The organism is Streptomyces humi (assembly GCF_001005085.2).
Classification (GTDB): domain Bacteria; phylum Actinomycetota; class Actinomycetes; order Streptomycetales; family Streptomycetaceae; genus Streptomyces; species Streptomyces humi.
In genome coordinates, this window is sequence record NZ_LBMU02000009.1 from 65,550 (window position 1) to 80,371 (window position 14,822).

The 14,822-nt window shown below is 72.7% G+C and carries 12 protein-coding genes; 6 read left to right on the forward strand and 6 right to left on the reverse strand.

All coding sequences use genetic code 11. The features are described 5' to 3' along the window. Positions 1 to 158: 158 nt before the first annotated feature. The 5 genes from hpf to mtrA form a co-directional block, all read right to left on the reverse strand. The gene (gene hpf / locus AAW13_RS02625) at positions 159 to 851 is read right to left on the reverse strand and encodes a ribosome hibernation-promoting factor, HPF/YfiA family (protein ID WP_046729201.1); all 693 of its coding nucleotides are present in this window, start codon (positions 849 to 851) and stop codon (positions 159 to 161) included. A gap of 315 nt (positions 852 to 1,166) precedes the next feature. Further along, positions 1,167 to 2,096, reverse strand: a complete 930-nt coding sequence (locus tag AAW13_RS02630; protein ID WP_046729202.1) for a ComF family protein — start codon at positions 2,094 to 2,096, stop codon at positions 1,167 to 1,169. Positions 2,097 to 2,509: 413 nt separating this feature from the next. Beyond that, the gene (locus AAW13_RS02635) at positions 2,510 to 4,348 is read right to left on the reverse strand and encodes an LpqB family beta-propeller domain-containing protein (protein WP_046729203.1); all 1,839 of its coding nucleotides are present in this window, start codon (positions 4,346 to 4,348) and stop codon (positions 2,510 to 2,512) included. Further along, positions 4,338 to 6,380: an MtrAB system histidine kinase MtrB gene (gene mtrB, locus AAW13_RS02640; protein WP_046729204.1), complete on the reverse strand. Its 2,043-nt coding sequence runs from the start codon at positions 6,378 to 6,380 to the stop codon at positions 4,338 to 4,340. Before mtrB ends, AAW13_RS02635 begins: the two co-directional genes overlap by 11 nt. Position 6,381: 1 nt before the next feature. After that, positions 6,382 to 7,071 carry a two-component system response regulator MtrA gene (gene mtrA / locus AAW13_RS02645; protein WP_015659998.1) on the reverse strand — a complete coding sequence of 230 codons (690 nt, stop codon included), beginning with the start codon at positions 7,069 to 7,071 and terminating at the stop codon, positions 6,382 to 6,384. Between the two features lie 157 nt (positions 7,072 to 7,228). On the opposite strand from mtrA, the gene AAW13_RS02650 reads away from it, so the two are divergent. Next, positions 7,229 to 7,768 (forward strand): hypothetical protein, encoded by a 540-nt coding sequence (locus tag AAW13_RS02650; protein ID WP_046729205.1) that lies wholly within the window; start codon positions 7,229 to 7,231, stop codon positions 7,766 to 7,768. 18 nt (positions 7,769 to 7,786) lie between these two features. On the opposite strand, the gene mtnA is transcribed toward AAW13_RS02650, so the two are convergent. After that, positions 7,787 to 8,926, reverse strand: a complete 1,140-nt coding sequence (gene mtnA, locus AAW13_RS02655; RefSeq protein WP_046729206.1) for an S-methyl-5-thioribose-1-phosphate isomerase — start codon at positions 8,924 to 8,926, stop codon at positions 7,787 to 7,789. Between the two features lie 140 nt (positions 8,927 to 9,066). On the opposite strand from mtnA, the gene AAW13_RS02660 reads away from it, so the two are divergent. Genes AAW13_RS02660 through AAW13_RS02680 form a run of 5 tightly spaced genes read left to right on the forward strand, consistent with a single transcriptional unit; the run spans position 9,067 to position 14,737 of the window. Beyond that, positions 9,067 to 10,446, forward strand: a complete 1,380-nt coding sequence (locus tag AAW13_RS02660) for a DUF7847 domain-containing protein (protein ID WP_046729207.1) — start codon at positions 9,067 to 9,069, stop codon at positions 10,444 to 10,446. A 4-nt stretch (positions 10,447 to 10,450) separates the two neighbouring features. Beyond that, positions 10,451 to 11,242, forward strand: a complete 792-nt coding sequence (locus tag AAW13_RS02665) for a DUF4129 domain-containing protein (protein ID WP_046729208.1) — start codon at positions 10,451 to 10,453, stop codon at positions 11,240 to 11,242. Continuing rightward, entirely contained in the window at positions 11,239 to 12,438 is a 1,200-nt protein-coding gene (locus AAW13_RS02670) for a DUF4350 domain-containing protein (RefSeq protein WP_046729209.1), read from the forward strand. Before AAW13_RS02665 ends, AAW13_RS02670 begins: the two co-directional genes overlap by 4 nt. Continuing rightward, complete coding sequence (locus AAW13_RS02675; RefSeq protein WP_107483224.1) at positions 12,438 to 13,427, forward strand: AAA family ATPase; 990 nt, start codon at positions 12,438 to 12,440, stop codon at positions 13,425 to 13,427. The genes AAW13_RS02670 and AAW13_RS02675 overlap by 1 nt, the downstream gene beginning before the upstream one ends. Next, on the forward strand, positions 13,427 to 14,737 hold the full coding sequence (locus AAW13_RS02680) for a DUF58 domain-containing protein (RefSeq protein ID WP_046729211.1): 1,311 nt from the start codon (positions 13,427 to 13,429) through the stop codon (positions 14,735 to 14,737). Before AAW13_RS02675 ends, AAW13_RS02680 begins: the two co-directional genes overlap by 1 nt. Positions 14,738 to 14,822: the final 85 nt, after the last annotated feature.

A 14,822-nucleotide genomic window follows, 5' to 3' on the forward strand; every position in this document is an offset into this window, starting at 1 on the left:
CCCAAGGCAGCGGCCCACCGGTTGGGCCGTTGCCGCCATGATTCCATGTCCGGCCGACAACGCGGTGACAGAGCGGCACGCGAAGTGGTCGCACACCGGTGCCCCCGGGGGCGCACACGCGCTTCCAGGGGCACAGGTTCAGCTGTCGGCCGGGCAGGTCAGCCGCCCAGCGTGCCTCCCGCCGCCGGGGGTTGCGCCTGGGTGACCATCGGGTCGGTGCTGAGGTGGATGACGCCGTAGTCGTACGCGTGCCGCCGGTAGACGACGCTCGGCTCCTTGGTCTCGGAGTCGACGAACAGGTAGAAGTCGTGTCCGACCAGTTCCATCTCGTAGAGGGCCTGGTCGAGGCTCATCGGAGAGGCGACGTGGGTCTTCTCGCGGACGATCAGGGGGCCTTCGCCCCGGACCTCCAGCGAGCCGATCTTCTTGGTGGGTACGCCGTCCGTGTCGTCCGCCGGCACGGGGGTGCCGTTCCCGTTGAGCGTGGCCGCACCCGGGACATGGTCGGCGACCTCGGCGGCCGGGATCCGCTGTGCGCCACGACGCGAGAACCGCTTGTCGTGCTGCTTGCGCAGCCGCGCGTCCAGCTTCTCCGCCGCCAGGTCGAGTGCCGCGTACGGGTCACTGGCCGCTGCCTCCGCCCGGATCACCGGACCGCGGGAGCGGAGCGTGATCTCCACTCGGTCGCAACGGTCGGCCTGTCGGGGGTTGGGCTCCTTGGACACCTCGACGTCGAGGCTGATCACCTTGCCGTCGAGCTTCTGGATCTTCTCCAGCTTCAGCTTCTCGGCCACGTGCTTGCGGAACCGCTCGGGCACCTCGGTCTTGCGGCCCTTGACGACGATGTCCACGCAGAACTCCGTTCCCGGAGCGCTCCGCTTCGCTGCGGAGCATCTCCCTTTTTGCACCCGACTCCGGTGAACCCCGGAGCCTCGGACTCGGTGACTTCACCTCCTCCTCCCCCATGGGCAAGATCTGCACCCCGGCACCGCGATGATTACGGAAAACCCGCGGCACGGCATTCGGATACGGGAGGTATGGCCTGCGGCTTTCTCCCTCACAACCGAACATATCTCGCCCGGACGGATGTCGTCACCCTCTACTGATGCGTACCTCCATTCAGGTGAATTGACCCGGTCACTACCTGCAACGATGCTCGCTCGCAGTCAGTTCCGGTTCTTTTCGAAAGAATCCGGTACGGCCGCGATCACAGCCGCACGGACCGGTCCGGCGAGGGCGTCCCCCGCGGCCATTCCCGGTGCGTCCCGTGTCCACTTCGCTCGTTCTTCTCCTGATCCGGCCGTCCGTTCCTCCCTTACTTCCCAGGTCGCGCGCCGATACACAGCCGTTGCCTGCTCTCCTTTCCCACCGGTCGCCGCCGCCTCCCGTACCGCTCGTGCCGCCTCACTGAGGGTGGCGCCCGTGGTGACCAGGTCGTCGACGAGGACGATCCGGCCGCCGGCGAGCAGCCCGGCACCGCCTTGCGTCACCTCCAGCGCGCCGGCGACGTTGGTCATCCGCTGCCGGGAGTCGAGCCCCGACTGGTCGGCCATCGCCCGGCGCTGCCGCAGCACCGGGACCACCCGGGCCGGGGCCCCGGTCCGCCGCAGCTCGGCGGCCGCCGCGAGGGCGATCCGCCGCACCGGATCGTGCCCCCGTGCCCGCACGGCCCAGGGCGCGGAGGGCACCGGGACGAGCAGCACGGGTCCCGTGCGAGGGGCGACGCCGGTTCCGTCACCCGTCGGGGTACCCGCACCGGGTGACAAATCCCCCCGAGAGGTGAGGATTCGCACGGTCCGGGCCTCCCGCAGCCCCGCCCGCACAGCTCCCGCCACTGCGGCGCCCAGGGCCCCGGCGAGCGCCAGCGCACCCCGTTCCTTGTGGGCGAGGATCGCCGCCCGCACCTCGTCGGCGTAGGTCGCCGCCGCGTACACCGCCGGCAGCCCCGGCGGCTCCGGCACCGGTCGCACCCGGCGCGGTGCGGCCCCGCTCAGGGCGGCACGGCACTCGTCGCAGAGCACCGTGCGAGGCGTCCCACAGCCTCCGCACTCGGCCGGGAGCACCAGGTCGGTGAGGTCCTGCCACCACCCCCGCATGTGCCTACTGTGCCCACGCCCGACCGGCCCGGCCACCCCTGTGGACAACCGCCTGTGGACAACTCCACCCCGCCCCGTACGGCAGGTCCCCCACACGGTTGAAGGAAAGCCGAGGCGACGCCAGAGGGCCGTCTCCACCCCGGCCCGCGATCACAGCACCCACGCACGACGAAGCCGCACCGACGCACAACGAAGCGCCGCACCCACACACAACGAGGCGCGCCCCCACGCTCAACGGGGCGCCGCACCCACGCACAACGAGGCGCGCCCCCACGCTCAACGGGGCGCCGCACCCACGCACAGCGAACTGCCGCGCCGACGTACAACGAACCGCCGCACCCACGCACAACGAAGCGGCCGTCTCCACCCGGCGGCATGCCGGGCCGGGACGGCCGCTCACCCGCTGTGGCGGTTCAGCCCGGATAGACCGGGGCCGACCCGTCCTTGACCACCTTCTGCCACTGGTCCCCGGACGGCAGCCGGACGATCCCGTCGTCCTGCGAGTCGGCCACCAGCGGCACCCGGTCGTCCTCCGACGCGGCGATCGCCAGGACACCCGTGAGAGCCGCCGGCGCCGGTCCGTCCGGCGTGGAGCCGTCGACCTGGACGTAGCGCGTCTGCTGCACACCGCCCTGTTCGCGCCCGACCACCACCAGCCGGCTGTCCCCGGCCCAGGACATCGCGGTGACCTCCTCGGACCCGGGGGTCGCGGAACGCAGTTCGAGGACCGAGACCTCCTGCTGGTCGTCGGACTTGGTGCGCTCGACCCGCCCGACGAGCAGCGACTGCTTGCCGTCCTTCTCCACGACGAGCGCGATCCGCGCCCCGTCGGCGGCGACCCGCACGTCCTGGATCCGGCCGTTCAGCTCGGGCACCTGCACCGCCAGCGGCTGGCCGACGCCCTGCGCCAGCATGTACAGCTGCGGCTTGCCGGGGTCGCGGTCGGCCACCCACAGATCGCCCCGGGCGTCCCAGCTGGGCGCCGTCAGCCGGTCGGCGGCGCTCGCACCGTGGCTGGTCAGCACGGCGCCGCCGAGCGAACCGTCCGACGTGAGCGAGGAGACGTACAACGACCTGCCGTCGCTGGTGACCCCGGCCGCGGTGCGCTCGTCACGGGAGACCGCCACCGACCGCAGCGGCCTGGTGCCCGCGCCGAACGGTCCCGGTACCGCGACCGCGCTCGTACCGGTGCCACCGGTCGCCATCCGCACCAGCCGGTGCTTGCCGTCCAGGAGGTACAGGTACTCGGGCCGCTTGTCGGAAGCGCGCCAAGCCGTGTTCCCGGCCTGCTCCTCGTCGACGTCGCACATGTGGGCGCCGCTGACGGATTGCAGGGCGACCGAGTCCACGGTGGGCGTCAGGTTCCGCAGCGTGAACAGCAACTGGGTCGCCATCTCGGTGCACTTGGCCGCACCGATCCGGGACGCCTTGACGTTCAGCGGCACGGTGAGCTGGTTCTGGTCGTCGGGCGTCAGCCCGGACACGCCCTTCTTCAGCGCCGTACCGGTCGGGAAACTCGACCGGACCACCGGCCCGAGCCAGGTCGTGGGACCGTTGAGCAGCGAACGCACCAGCTGGGTCGTCGGATCCACCCGGCTGCGTACGAACACGGGGTCGGCGACCGCCACCGGCTGCCCGGCCTCCCCCGTCGACGCGTCCGAGGCGAAGTAGTACTTGTCGACGGACGTGTAGTTGCGCTGGAAGTCGGACTTGCCCATCACGACACCCTGCGGCAGCGAGTCGATCCGCCACTGCCGGCTCTTGCCGTCCTTCGTCAGGTGCACCGTCTTGCGGTACGCCCCGTCGGAGGGCGCGTACGCCTGCTCCGCGTCGACGGTGGCCACCCGGCTGCCCTGGAGCAGGTAGGTGATGCTGTCCGCGTCGTCCTGGTCGGTCGGGCGCCCGGTGGTCTGGATGCTCGGCCCGTTCGCGAGCACCGTCGCCTGCGACTCGGGCCGCCAGGTCTTCGCCGCGGCCGTCGTCAGGTACCTGCGCGCCGTGTCGAAGTGCGGGTCGTCACTGGTCAGGGCTTCCAGGAAGCCCTGGACGATCTCGGTGGCCGAGGCGTCCTGCTGCGGCGGCATGGCGAACACCCGTACCTGGGTGTCCTGCCGTGGCGTCGACTCGACGTCCCTCAGGTCGCCGTTGTCCGGCATGGAGGCACAGCCCGCCAGCAGTACGACCCCGCAGACGGCGTACGCCGCCGCGCGCACCGGTCTACGTCGGGCGCCCCCCTCGCGGTCAGCGCCCACGAAATGCCTCCCCTGGCTTGTTCGACTCGTCCGCCCCGCCGGCCTGGCCGGCCTCGGGCGTGCCCTCCTGACGCCGTGCGCCCTGGGCCGGCCGGGGCACCACGCGCGCGCCGTTGCCGGGCAGCGCGGTCGGGTCGGCGGTCGGAGCCGCGGTGGCCGCCCGCTGCGTCATCGAAGCGAGCGGGGACTGCTGACCACCGCCGGACTGCACCGGCACGGTCGCCCGCTTGCCCTCGCCGCCGTTCGAACCCGCCTCGGCGAGCCCCCGGTTGCGCCGGGAGTCCTTGGGTTCCAGGGGTATCGGCGAGCCCCGCAACGGCTCGTCCGCGGTCCTCGGCAAGGTCAGCCGGAACTGCGAACCACCGCCCGGCTCCCCCCACGCCTGAAGCCAGCCGCCGTGCAGGCGCGCGTCCTCCAGGGCGATCGACAGCCCCAGGCCCGTACCACCGGTGGTACGGGCGCGTGCCGGGTCCGCCCGCCAGAAGCGGCTGAAGACCCGGGTCGCCTCACCCGGCTTGAGTCCGACGCCGTAGTCGCGCACCGCGACCGCGACGGCGCCTCCGGCCGCCGCCAGCTTGACGACGACGTCCCGGCCCTCGCCGTGCTCCACGGCGTTGACGACGAGATTGCGCAGCACCCGCTCGACACGGCGCGCGTCCGCCTCGGCCACCACCGGCTGGAGATCGCCGACCACGCGTATGCGCGTGCCCTTGCGCTCCGCGAGCGGCTCGGCTCCGCTGACCACCCGCCGGACGACCTCCCTGAGGTCTATCGGCTCGGCCTCCAGCGCCGCCGCGCCCGCGTCGAAGCGGCTGATCTCCAGCAGGTCGGCCAGGAGCGACTCGAACCGGTCCAGCTGGTCGGCGAGGAGTTCCGCCGACCGCGCGGTGATCGGGTCGAAGTCCTCGCGCGCCTCGTGGATGACGTCGGCCGCCATCCGCACGGTCGTCAGCGGGGTACGAAGCTCGTGCGAGACGTCCGACACGAACCGGCGCTGCATCCGCGACAGGTCCTCCAGCTGCTGGATCTTCAGCTGGAGGTTCTGCGCCATCTTGTTGAAGGCCTCGCCGAGCCGCGCGATGTCGTCCTCGCCGGTGACCTTCATCCGCTCCTGGAGCCGCCCCGCCGACAGCCGCTCGGCGATCCCGGCCGCCATCCGCACGGGTGTGACGACCTGCCGCACCACCAGCCAGGCGATGGCCCCGAGCAGGACGACGACGAACAGCCCCGCGGTCGCGAGCGTGCCCTTGACCAGGCTGAGCGACTTCTCCTCCTGGGTGAGCGGAAAGAGGTAGTACAGCTCGTACGGGTTGTTGCCCGGGTCGTTGACCTGCTTGCCGATGACCAGGGCGGGCTGCGACTCCTTGTCGCTGTCCGTGTACATGATCCGGGTGTAGCTCTGCGCGGCCGTCATGCTGTCGTTGATCCGCGCGCGCAGGTCGTCGGGCACGCTGGCCGTCGGGTCGACGAACCCGGAGGCACGGGTGCGCCCGCCGCCGCCGTTGTTGTCGCCCGCGGGCAGCGTCACCACGTCGAAGGCGCCCTGACCGCCGCTGGACAGGGACTCCACGAGGTCGCTCATCCACGAGGTGAGGTTCTGCGACTGCCGTCCGTCCGACGTGTCAGCGGTGTCGGTGGCGCCGGCCGCGGCCTCGTCGGCCTTCTGCTTGGCCACCGCGAAACCGCCGGTGGCCTGGCTCTGCGAGGCCTTCACCTTGGCGTCCAGCAGGCCGTTGCGCACCTGGCCGATGACGACGAAGCCGAGCAGCAGCACGACGCCCAGCGACATCAGCAGGGTCGTGACGACGACCTTGAGCTGGATGTTGCGGCGCCACAGCCGCATGACCGGCAGCAGCGGCCTGCGCACCCAGCGCAGGAAGAGCCGCAGTACCGGGCTGCCCTGCACGCCGCCCTGGAGCAGTCCGCCCTCGAAGAGCAGCCGCAGGCGCGAGCCGGGCCTCTTTCCGCCGACAGGCCGCTCCGGACGGTCCCCGGACCGGCCGGGGGCCGTGGCGGCACTGTCCCCGGACATGTCAGCTGGGTCCGGCCTTGTATCCGACACCACGGACGGTCACCACGATCTCCGGCCGCTCCGGGTCCTTCTCGACCTTGGAGCGCAGCCGCTGGACGTGAACGTTGACGAGACGGGTGTCCGCCGCGTGCCGGTAGCCCCAGACCTGCTCCAGGAGCACCTCGCGTGTGAACACCTGCCATGGCTTGCGGGCGAGCGCGACCAGCAGGTCGAACTCCAGCGGGGTCAGCGCGATCGACTGGCCGTCCCGCTTCACCGAGTGCCCCGCCACGTCGATGACCAGGTCACCTATGGCGAGCTGCTCCGGTGCCGGCTCCTCCGACCTCCGCAGCCGGGCCCGGATCCGGGCCACCAGCTCCTTCGGCTTGAACGGCTTCACTATGTAGTCGTCCGCGCCCGACTCCAGGCCCACGACCACGTCGACGGTGTCGCTCTTCGCCGTGAGCATCACGATCGGCACCCCGGACTCCGCCCTGATCAGGCGGCACACCTCGATACCGTCCCGGCCGGGCAGCATCAGGTCCAGCAGCACCAGGTCGGGCTTGGTCTCACGGAAAGCGGCCAGCGCCTTGTCGCCGTCGGCTACGAAAGACGGCTCAAAACCTTCACCACGCAGCACGATGCCGAGCATCTCGGCCAGTGCGGTGTCGTCGTCGACGACAAGGACTCGTCCCTTCATAAACGACATCATCCCATTCTCATAACGGTGAAGGTTGCGCAGGTGACCAGGGTCACCGGCCAGTGACCATAGTCGCTGGAGACGGTCACTGTCTGCCCCGTGCCTACGCTGCGTCGCGAAGGGCCGGGACGGGGCGGCGTCGGCCGCGGTGCGCGAGGGGCGGGGAACGATGGGGCAATCGCAGGTGGCGGCCGGACCGCCGGAGCGCGTCCGGTACCGGTTGACGCGCCCTCAACGTCTGCTGTCCACGTTCCCGATCATCATCGCCGCCTTCTTCCAGGTCCTGCTCTGGCTGGACGGAGGGCCGTTCCAGCCCGTCCCGTTCACGCTGCTCCTGTGGGGTGTCCTGGTGCTCCTGGCGCTGGCCACCACCCGGACCCTCGGCGTCACGCTCACGCCGTCGGCGGCCGTCGCGCACAACTTCCGCCGCAGGACGATCCCCTGGTCGAACGTCCAGGCCGTCCAGGTCGAGACCCTCCTCGGCAGCCGGACCGTCGTGATCTACGAGGCGGGCGGCCGCGCCACCCGCCTGCGGGCACCGGTCACCGGGTTCCTGAACTGGGACCGGGGCTTCGAGGAGAAGTTCCACACCATCGGCAGATGGTGGCTGGACCACCGTGGCCCGGACTGGACCCCCGTCCCGCCACCGGCGGCCTGGTGGCGCGGCCCGCTGCCCCCGGACGGGAACCCCTACGCCCCGCCCGCCTAGCCGGGACGGCGGCCCCGGCTAGCTCGCCACCTGACGCGAGCCGGCACCCAGTCCGGCAAGGGCCTCGGCCGTCACGGGCGAGACGACGCCCTCCTCGGTGACGATCGCCGTCACCAGCTCCGGCGGCGTCACGTCGAACGCCGGGTTGTACGCCTGGGTCCCCAAGGGAGCCACCGGAAGACCGCCTCCCGCTCCCGTCACCGGCGCCTGCGGCGCTGTGATCTCGGTCACCTCGTATCCGGGGCGCTGTTCGACCTCGATGGCCGCCCCGTCCGGTGTCTCCGGATCGATCGTCGTCACCGGCGCCACCACGATGAACGGCACATGGTGGTACCGCGCGAGCACCGCGAGCGGATAACTCCCCACCTTGTTCGCCACCGAGCCGTCGGCCGCGATCCGGTCCGCCCCGACCAGCACCGCGTCCACCTCCCCCGCCGCGAACAGCGAACCGGCCGCGTTGTCGGTGAGCAGGGTGTACGCCATACCGCTGCGCGCCGCCTCGTACGCCGTCAGCCGAGCACCCTGGAGCAGCGGACGCGTCTCGTCCACCCACAGCCGCCGCAGCCGACCCGCGCGATGCGCCTGAAGGGCCACCGCGAACGCCGTGCCCTCCCCGCCCGACACCAGCGCACCGGTGTTGCAGTGGGTCAGGATCCGGTGCCCGCCGCCCGGCAGCAGCTCGTCGAGCAGCGCCAGTCCGTGCCCGGCCATCCGGGCGCTGGCCTCGGCATCCTCCCGGTGCAGCGCCCGCGCCGCGGCCAGCGCCGCGGTCGCCGCCGCCCCGATGTCGCCGCCCCCGGCCATCGCGGACCGGTACGCCGACGCGGCCCTGCGCACCCCCACCGACAGATTCACGGCGGTCGGCCGGGCACCCTCCAGCGCCGCCGCGGCCTCGTCCACGTCGAAGCCCCGCGCCGCGGCGAGCGCGACACCGTACGCCCCCGCGATGCCGAGCAGCGGAGCCCCGCGCACCGAGAGCGAACGGATCGCCTCCACCAGCGCCGGAGCGTCCGTGCACACCAGCTCGACCTCCTCCGCGGGCAGTCTGGTCTGGTCGAGAAGGACCACCACAGGCCCCTCGGGCGGCTCCTCCCATCGGATCGCGGGTATTCCCGTCGGCCGCTTGTCCTCGCCGGTTTGCGCGTACTGATCAGCCATGCGGTCAGTCTTCCCCGTATCCGGCGGACAATTGGAGGTGCGCAGCCTCCACCGCGGCAGGTCACTGGGCGACCGCCCCATGGCACGATGGCAGCCAACCTGCCACCGCGACCGCGGACGGGCACCGTGAAGGAGCTTCGATGAACGACACTCCGGGCTGGGCCTCGCCCGGATCCGCCCCGTCCGACGGGCGGGAACCCGGCGCGTCCGCCCCTGCCGAACAGCCCGCCGACCAGCCGGTCACGGACCCGCAGGGCTCCGGCTCGAAGTGGTCCAAGGAACAGCCGCCGCCCGGCCAGTGGTCCGCGCCCGCCGGCGCCCCGGCACCAGGCCAGGCACCGCCGCCCCCACCCCCGGGCCCCGGCTGGGGCGGCCGGCCCCCCGGCGGCGGCTACGGAGGCCCCTCCGGACCCGGCGGCCCCGGAGGTCACGGCGGCGGCCCCGGAGGATACGGCGGCCCCGGGGGATACGGCCCGCCCGGCGGCTACGGCGCCTGGGGCGGCGGCTGGGGCGGCCCTCCGCCCGCCGCCAAGCCCGGCGTGATCCCGCTCCGCCCGCTCGGTGTCGGCGAGATCCTCGACGGCGCCGTCTCCACCATGCGCACCTACTGGCGGACGGTCCTCGGCATCTCGCTGACGGTCGCCGTCGTCACCGAGGTCGCGGTGATCCTCCTGCAAGGCCTCGTCCTGAACGACACGGAGACCACCGACGCCCTCAACGACCCGAACGCCTCGCTCAGCGAAGTGGGCCACGCCGCGGGCGGCATCCTCGTCAGCTCCGGCGCCGTTCTGCTGATCACCCTGGTCGGCACCATCATCGCGACGGCCCTGCTCACGACCGTCACCAGCCGCGCCGTGCTCGGCCGGTCCGTGACCATCGGCGAGGCCTGGCGCGACGCCCGCCCGCAGGTCCCCAGACTGTTCGGGCTCATCGTCCTGATGGGACTCATCGCGGTCGGCGTCCTGCTCGTCGGCGCACTGCCCGGCATCGTCGTCGCCATCGCGGGCGGCCCCGACGGAGCCATCGCCGGACTGCTCGGACTCGGCATCCTCGCCGGTGTCGTCGTCGCCGCGTGGCTGATGATCCGCTTCTCGCTGGCCTCGCCCGCCCTCATGCTGGAGAAGCAGGGCATCACCAAGTCGCTCGGCCGCTCCGCCAAGCTCGTCCGCGGCTCCTGGTGGCGGGTCTTCGGCATCCAGTTCCTGGCCGGCATCATCGCCAACATCGTCTCGTCGCTCACCGTCATCCCCTTCACCCTGCTGGCGGCCGTCCTCAGCGGCGGCGGGTTCTCCGGCTTCCTCGAGAGCGGCAGCGACAACCCCGGCTGGACGTTCCTCGTCATCAGCGGCATCGGCTCGGTGATCGGCTCCATGCTCACCTTCCCGATCAACGCCGGTGTCACCGTGCTCCTCTACATCGACCAGCGCATCCGCCGCGAGGCCCTCGACCTCGAACTGGCCCGCGCCGCCGGCGTCGAGAACCACGGCACCGCCACCCCCGGCGCCGTCCCCGGGAGCTGATGCGGTGAGCCGGACGGGGGGAGTCCTCACAGCGGTGCCCGCGGCCCTGCCACGCGCCGCCGACGAGGCCGTGAGGGGCCTGCTGCGGGCCCGGCAAGCAGTCTTGCCGGCCGGCTCGGGCGACGAGCCGCCCGTGACCATCCCGCGCGACCCCGCGCGAGAGGCGGCACGGCACGAGCTGTCCAAACGGATGTACCACGAGAACGACCCCGGGCTGCTCCAGCGCGCCCTGAACACGGTCTTCGACTGGATCGACCGCCTGCTCTCCGCCGCCGCGTCCGCGACGCCGGGAGGCACGCTGGGCCTGGTCGTCGTGGTCGTGGCCGTCGTCGCCGTCCTGGGCGCCCTGTGGTGGCGCCTGGGCACCCCGCGCCACCAGCCCGCCTCCACCGCGGCCCTGTTCGACAACCGCCCGCGCAGCGCCGCCGAACACCGCGCGGCAGCCGAGGCCCACGCCGCCCAGGGCCACTGGAACCAGGCCCTCCAGGAACGCATGCGCGCCGTCGTACGCGCCCTGGAGGAACGCGCCCTGCTCGACGTCCGCCCGGGCCGCACCGCCGACGAGGCCGCCGCGGAAGCGGGCCGCGCCCTGCCCGCCCACACGGACCGGCTGCGCACCGCCGCCCGCGAGTTCGACGACGTGACGTACGGCGGCCGCCGGGCGACCCAGGCCTCGTACGACCGCATCGCCGAACTCGACCGCGACCTGGACCGCACCAGGCCGGTACTCACCGACAGCACCCACCACACGGCCCCCAGCACGGCCCACGACGCCCGCCGGGGAGACGCCGAATGACCACCGGTGTGGCGCCTGCCCCGACCACCTCCACCGCGCCCGGCGGCCGCCAGGTGTGGACCCGCACCCGAGGCGTCGTCCTCGCCGTGGTGCTCCTCCTCGCCGGTGCCGTCGCCATCGCCGTCATCCGATCCGACACCAGGCACGGCTACCTCGACCCGCGCTCCGCGGACCCCGCCGGCAGCCGCGCCGTCGCCGAACTCCTCGCCGACCGCGGTGTGTCCACCCGCGTGGTGACCACCCTCACCGAAGCCCGTGCGGCGGCCGGCCGCGACACCACCCTGCTCGTCGCCGCGCCCGACCTGCTCACCCCACGCCAGCAGACCAGGCTGCGGGCGGCGACCGCCGGATCGGGCGGCCGTACCCTCCTGGTCGCCGCGGGCAGTGCGTCCGTCGAACGGCTCGCCCCCGGCATCACGGCCGACCCCGCCACCAGCTCCAGGTCCACGCTCGACCCGCACTGCGGCCTGCCCGAGGCCCGCCGCGCGGGCAGCGCCGACACCGGCGGCATCCGCTACACCACCACCCACCTCGACGCCGATTCCTGCTACCCCAGCCAGCGCCTGGCCACGCTGGTCCGCGTCCCCGCCGCCTCCGGAGGCGGCGACACCGTCGTCCTCGGCGCGCCCGACATCCTGCTCAACGACCGCCTCGACGAGCAGGGCAACGCCTCGCTCGCCCTCCAACTCCTCGGCTCCCGCCCCCATCTGGTCTGGTACCTCCCCTCGCTCTCCGACTCCTCGGCCACCGGCGCTGACGACCGGAAGAGCCTGTTCGACCTGCTCCCCTCCGGCTGGCTCTGGGGCACACTCCAGCTCTTCATCGCCGCGGTCATCGCCGCCTTCTGGCGGGCACGCCGGCTCGGCCCCCTCGTGCCCGAGAAGCTGCCCGTGGCGATCCGCGCCTCCGAGACCGTCGAAGGCCGCGCCCGCCTCTACCGCAAGGCCGACGCCCGCGACCGCGCGGCCGCCGCTCTCCGCTCCACCGCCCGCAACCGCCTCGCCCCCCTCGTAGGCGTCCCCGTCTCCCAGGCCCACTCGCCCGAGGCCCTGCTCCCCGCCCTCTCCGCCCACCTGCACGGCGACGGACAGGCCCTGCACCCGCTGCTCTTCGGACCGCCGCCCGGCGACGACACGGCCCTCATCGCCCTCACCGACCAGCTCGACGCCCTCGAAAGAGAGGTACGCCGTCCATGATGGACCCGACCACTGACAACGCCGGGAGCACCGGGAACCCGGCCGACGCCAGGGCCTCCCTGGAGGCCCTGCGCGCCGAGATCGCCAAAGCCGTGGTCGGCCAGGACCCCGCCGTGACCGGACTCGTCGTCGCTCTCCTCTGCCGCGGACACGTACTGCTCGAAGGCGTCCCCGGAGTCGCGAAGACGCTGCTCGTACGCGCCCTCGCCGCCACCCTCGAACTGGACACCAAACGCGTCCAGTTCACCCCCGACCTGATGCCGAGCGACGTCACGGGCTCCCTCGTCTACGACACCCGCACCGCCGAGTTCTCCTTCCAGCCCGGCCCGGTCTTCACCAACCTCCTGCTCGCGGACGAGATCAACCGCACCCCGCCCAAGACCCAGTCGTCCCTCCTCGAAGCCATGGAGGAACGCCAGGTCACGGTGGACGGCACGCCCCGCCCGCTACCCGACCCCTTCCTGGTCGCCGCCACCCAGAACCCCGTCGAGTACGAGGGCACCTACCCCCTGCCGGAAGCCCAACTCGACCGCTTCCTCCTCAAACTGACGATCCCGCTCCCCTCCCGCCAGGACGAGATCGACGTCCTCACCCGCCACGCCGAGGGCTTCAACCCACGCGACCTGCGCGCCGCCGGCGTACGCCCCGTGGCCGGCCCCGCCGACCTGGAAGCCGCGCGCGCAGCGGTCGCCAAGACGGCCGTGTCCCCCGAGATCACCGCCTACGTGGTGGACATCTGCCGCGCCACCCGTGAGTCGCCGTCCCTCACCCTGGGCGTCTCCCCGCGCGGCGCCACCGCCCTCCTGGCCACCGCACGCGCGTGGGCCTGGCTCACCGGCCGCGACTACGTCATCCCCGACGACGTCAAAGCCCTCGCGCTGCCCACCCTCCGCCACCGGGTCCAGCTCCGCCCCGAAGCGGAGATGGAGGGCGTGACCGCCGACTCCGTCATCAACGCGATCCTCGCCCACGTCCCGGTCCCCCGCTGATGCCCCTCACCGGACGGGCCGCCCTCCTCGCGGCCATCGGATCGATCCCCCTCGGCCTGTGGGGACCGAGCTGGACCGGCGTCCTCGCGGTCGACGGCACGCTGGCCCTCGCCTGCGCCTGCGACTTCGCCCTGGCGGCTCCGGTACGACGGCTCGTGCTCAGCCGCTCCGGTGACACCTCCACCCGCCTGGGCGAGACGGCGGACGTCACACTGACGGTGACGAACCCTTCCGGGCGCCCGCTCCGGGCCCGCCTGCGGGACGGCTGGCCGCCCAGCAGCTGGCGGCCCGGTACGGAGGTCGAGGCCTCGCGCCACCGCCTGACCGTCCCTCCGGGCGAACGCCGACGCGTCACCACCCGCCTGACGCCCACCCGCCGCGGTGACCGTCAGGCGGACCGGGTCACGATCCGCTCCTACGGTCCGCTCGGCCTGTTCTCCCGCCAGGGCGGGCACAAAGTGCCCTGGTCCGTACGGGTTCTGCCCCCGTTCACCAGCCGCAAGCACCTCCCGTCGAAACTCGCACGATTGCGTGAACTCGACGGCCGCACCAGCGTCCTGACCCGAGGCGAGGGCACGGAGTTCGACAGTCTGCGCGAGTACGTCCCCGGTGACGACACCCGGTCCATCGACTGGCGGGCCACGGCACGGCAGTCGGCGGTGGCCGTACGCACCTGGCGTCCTGAACGCGACCGGCACATCCTGCTGGTCCTCGACACCGGACGCACCTCAGCCGGCCGGGTCGGCGACGCCCCGCGTCTGGACGCCTCCATGGACGCGGCACTCCTCCTGGCCGCTCTCGCCTCACGTGCGGGCGACCGGGTGGACCTGCTCGCCTACGGCCGTCGCGTCCGCGCTCTCGTCCAGGGCCGCGCGGCAGGCGATGTGCTTCCCTCTCTGGTCAACGCGATGGCGACACTGGAACCGGAGCTCGTCGAGATGGATGCCCGGGGTCTCGCCGCCACGGCGCTCCGTACGGCACCCCGACGCTCGCTCATCGTGCTGCTGACCACGCTCGACACCGCCCCGGTCGAGGAAGGCCTGCTTCCGGTGCTCCCCCAGCTGACGCAGCGCCACACGGTTCTGCTCGCTTCCGTGGCCGACCCGCACATCGCCCGGATGGCGACGGCCCGCGGGGACGCGGACGCGGTGTACGAGGCAGCGGCGGCCGCACAGGCGCAGGACGAACGGCACCGGACCGCGGAACAGCTCCGCCGGCGCGGGGTGACCGTCGTGGACGCAACACCCGATGACCTCGCTCCCGCACTGGCGGACGCGTACCTGGCTCTGAAGGCGGCGGGCCGGCTCTGAATTTCCCGTCGGCAGGCCCGTCATCGGGCCTGCCGGTAGTTTCACAGGCCCATGAACGCGAAAAGGCCCACGCCATATGGCGTGG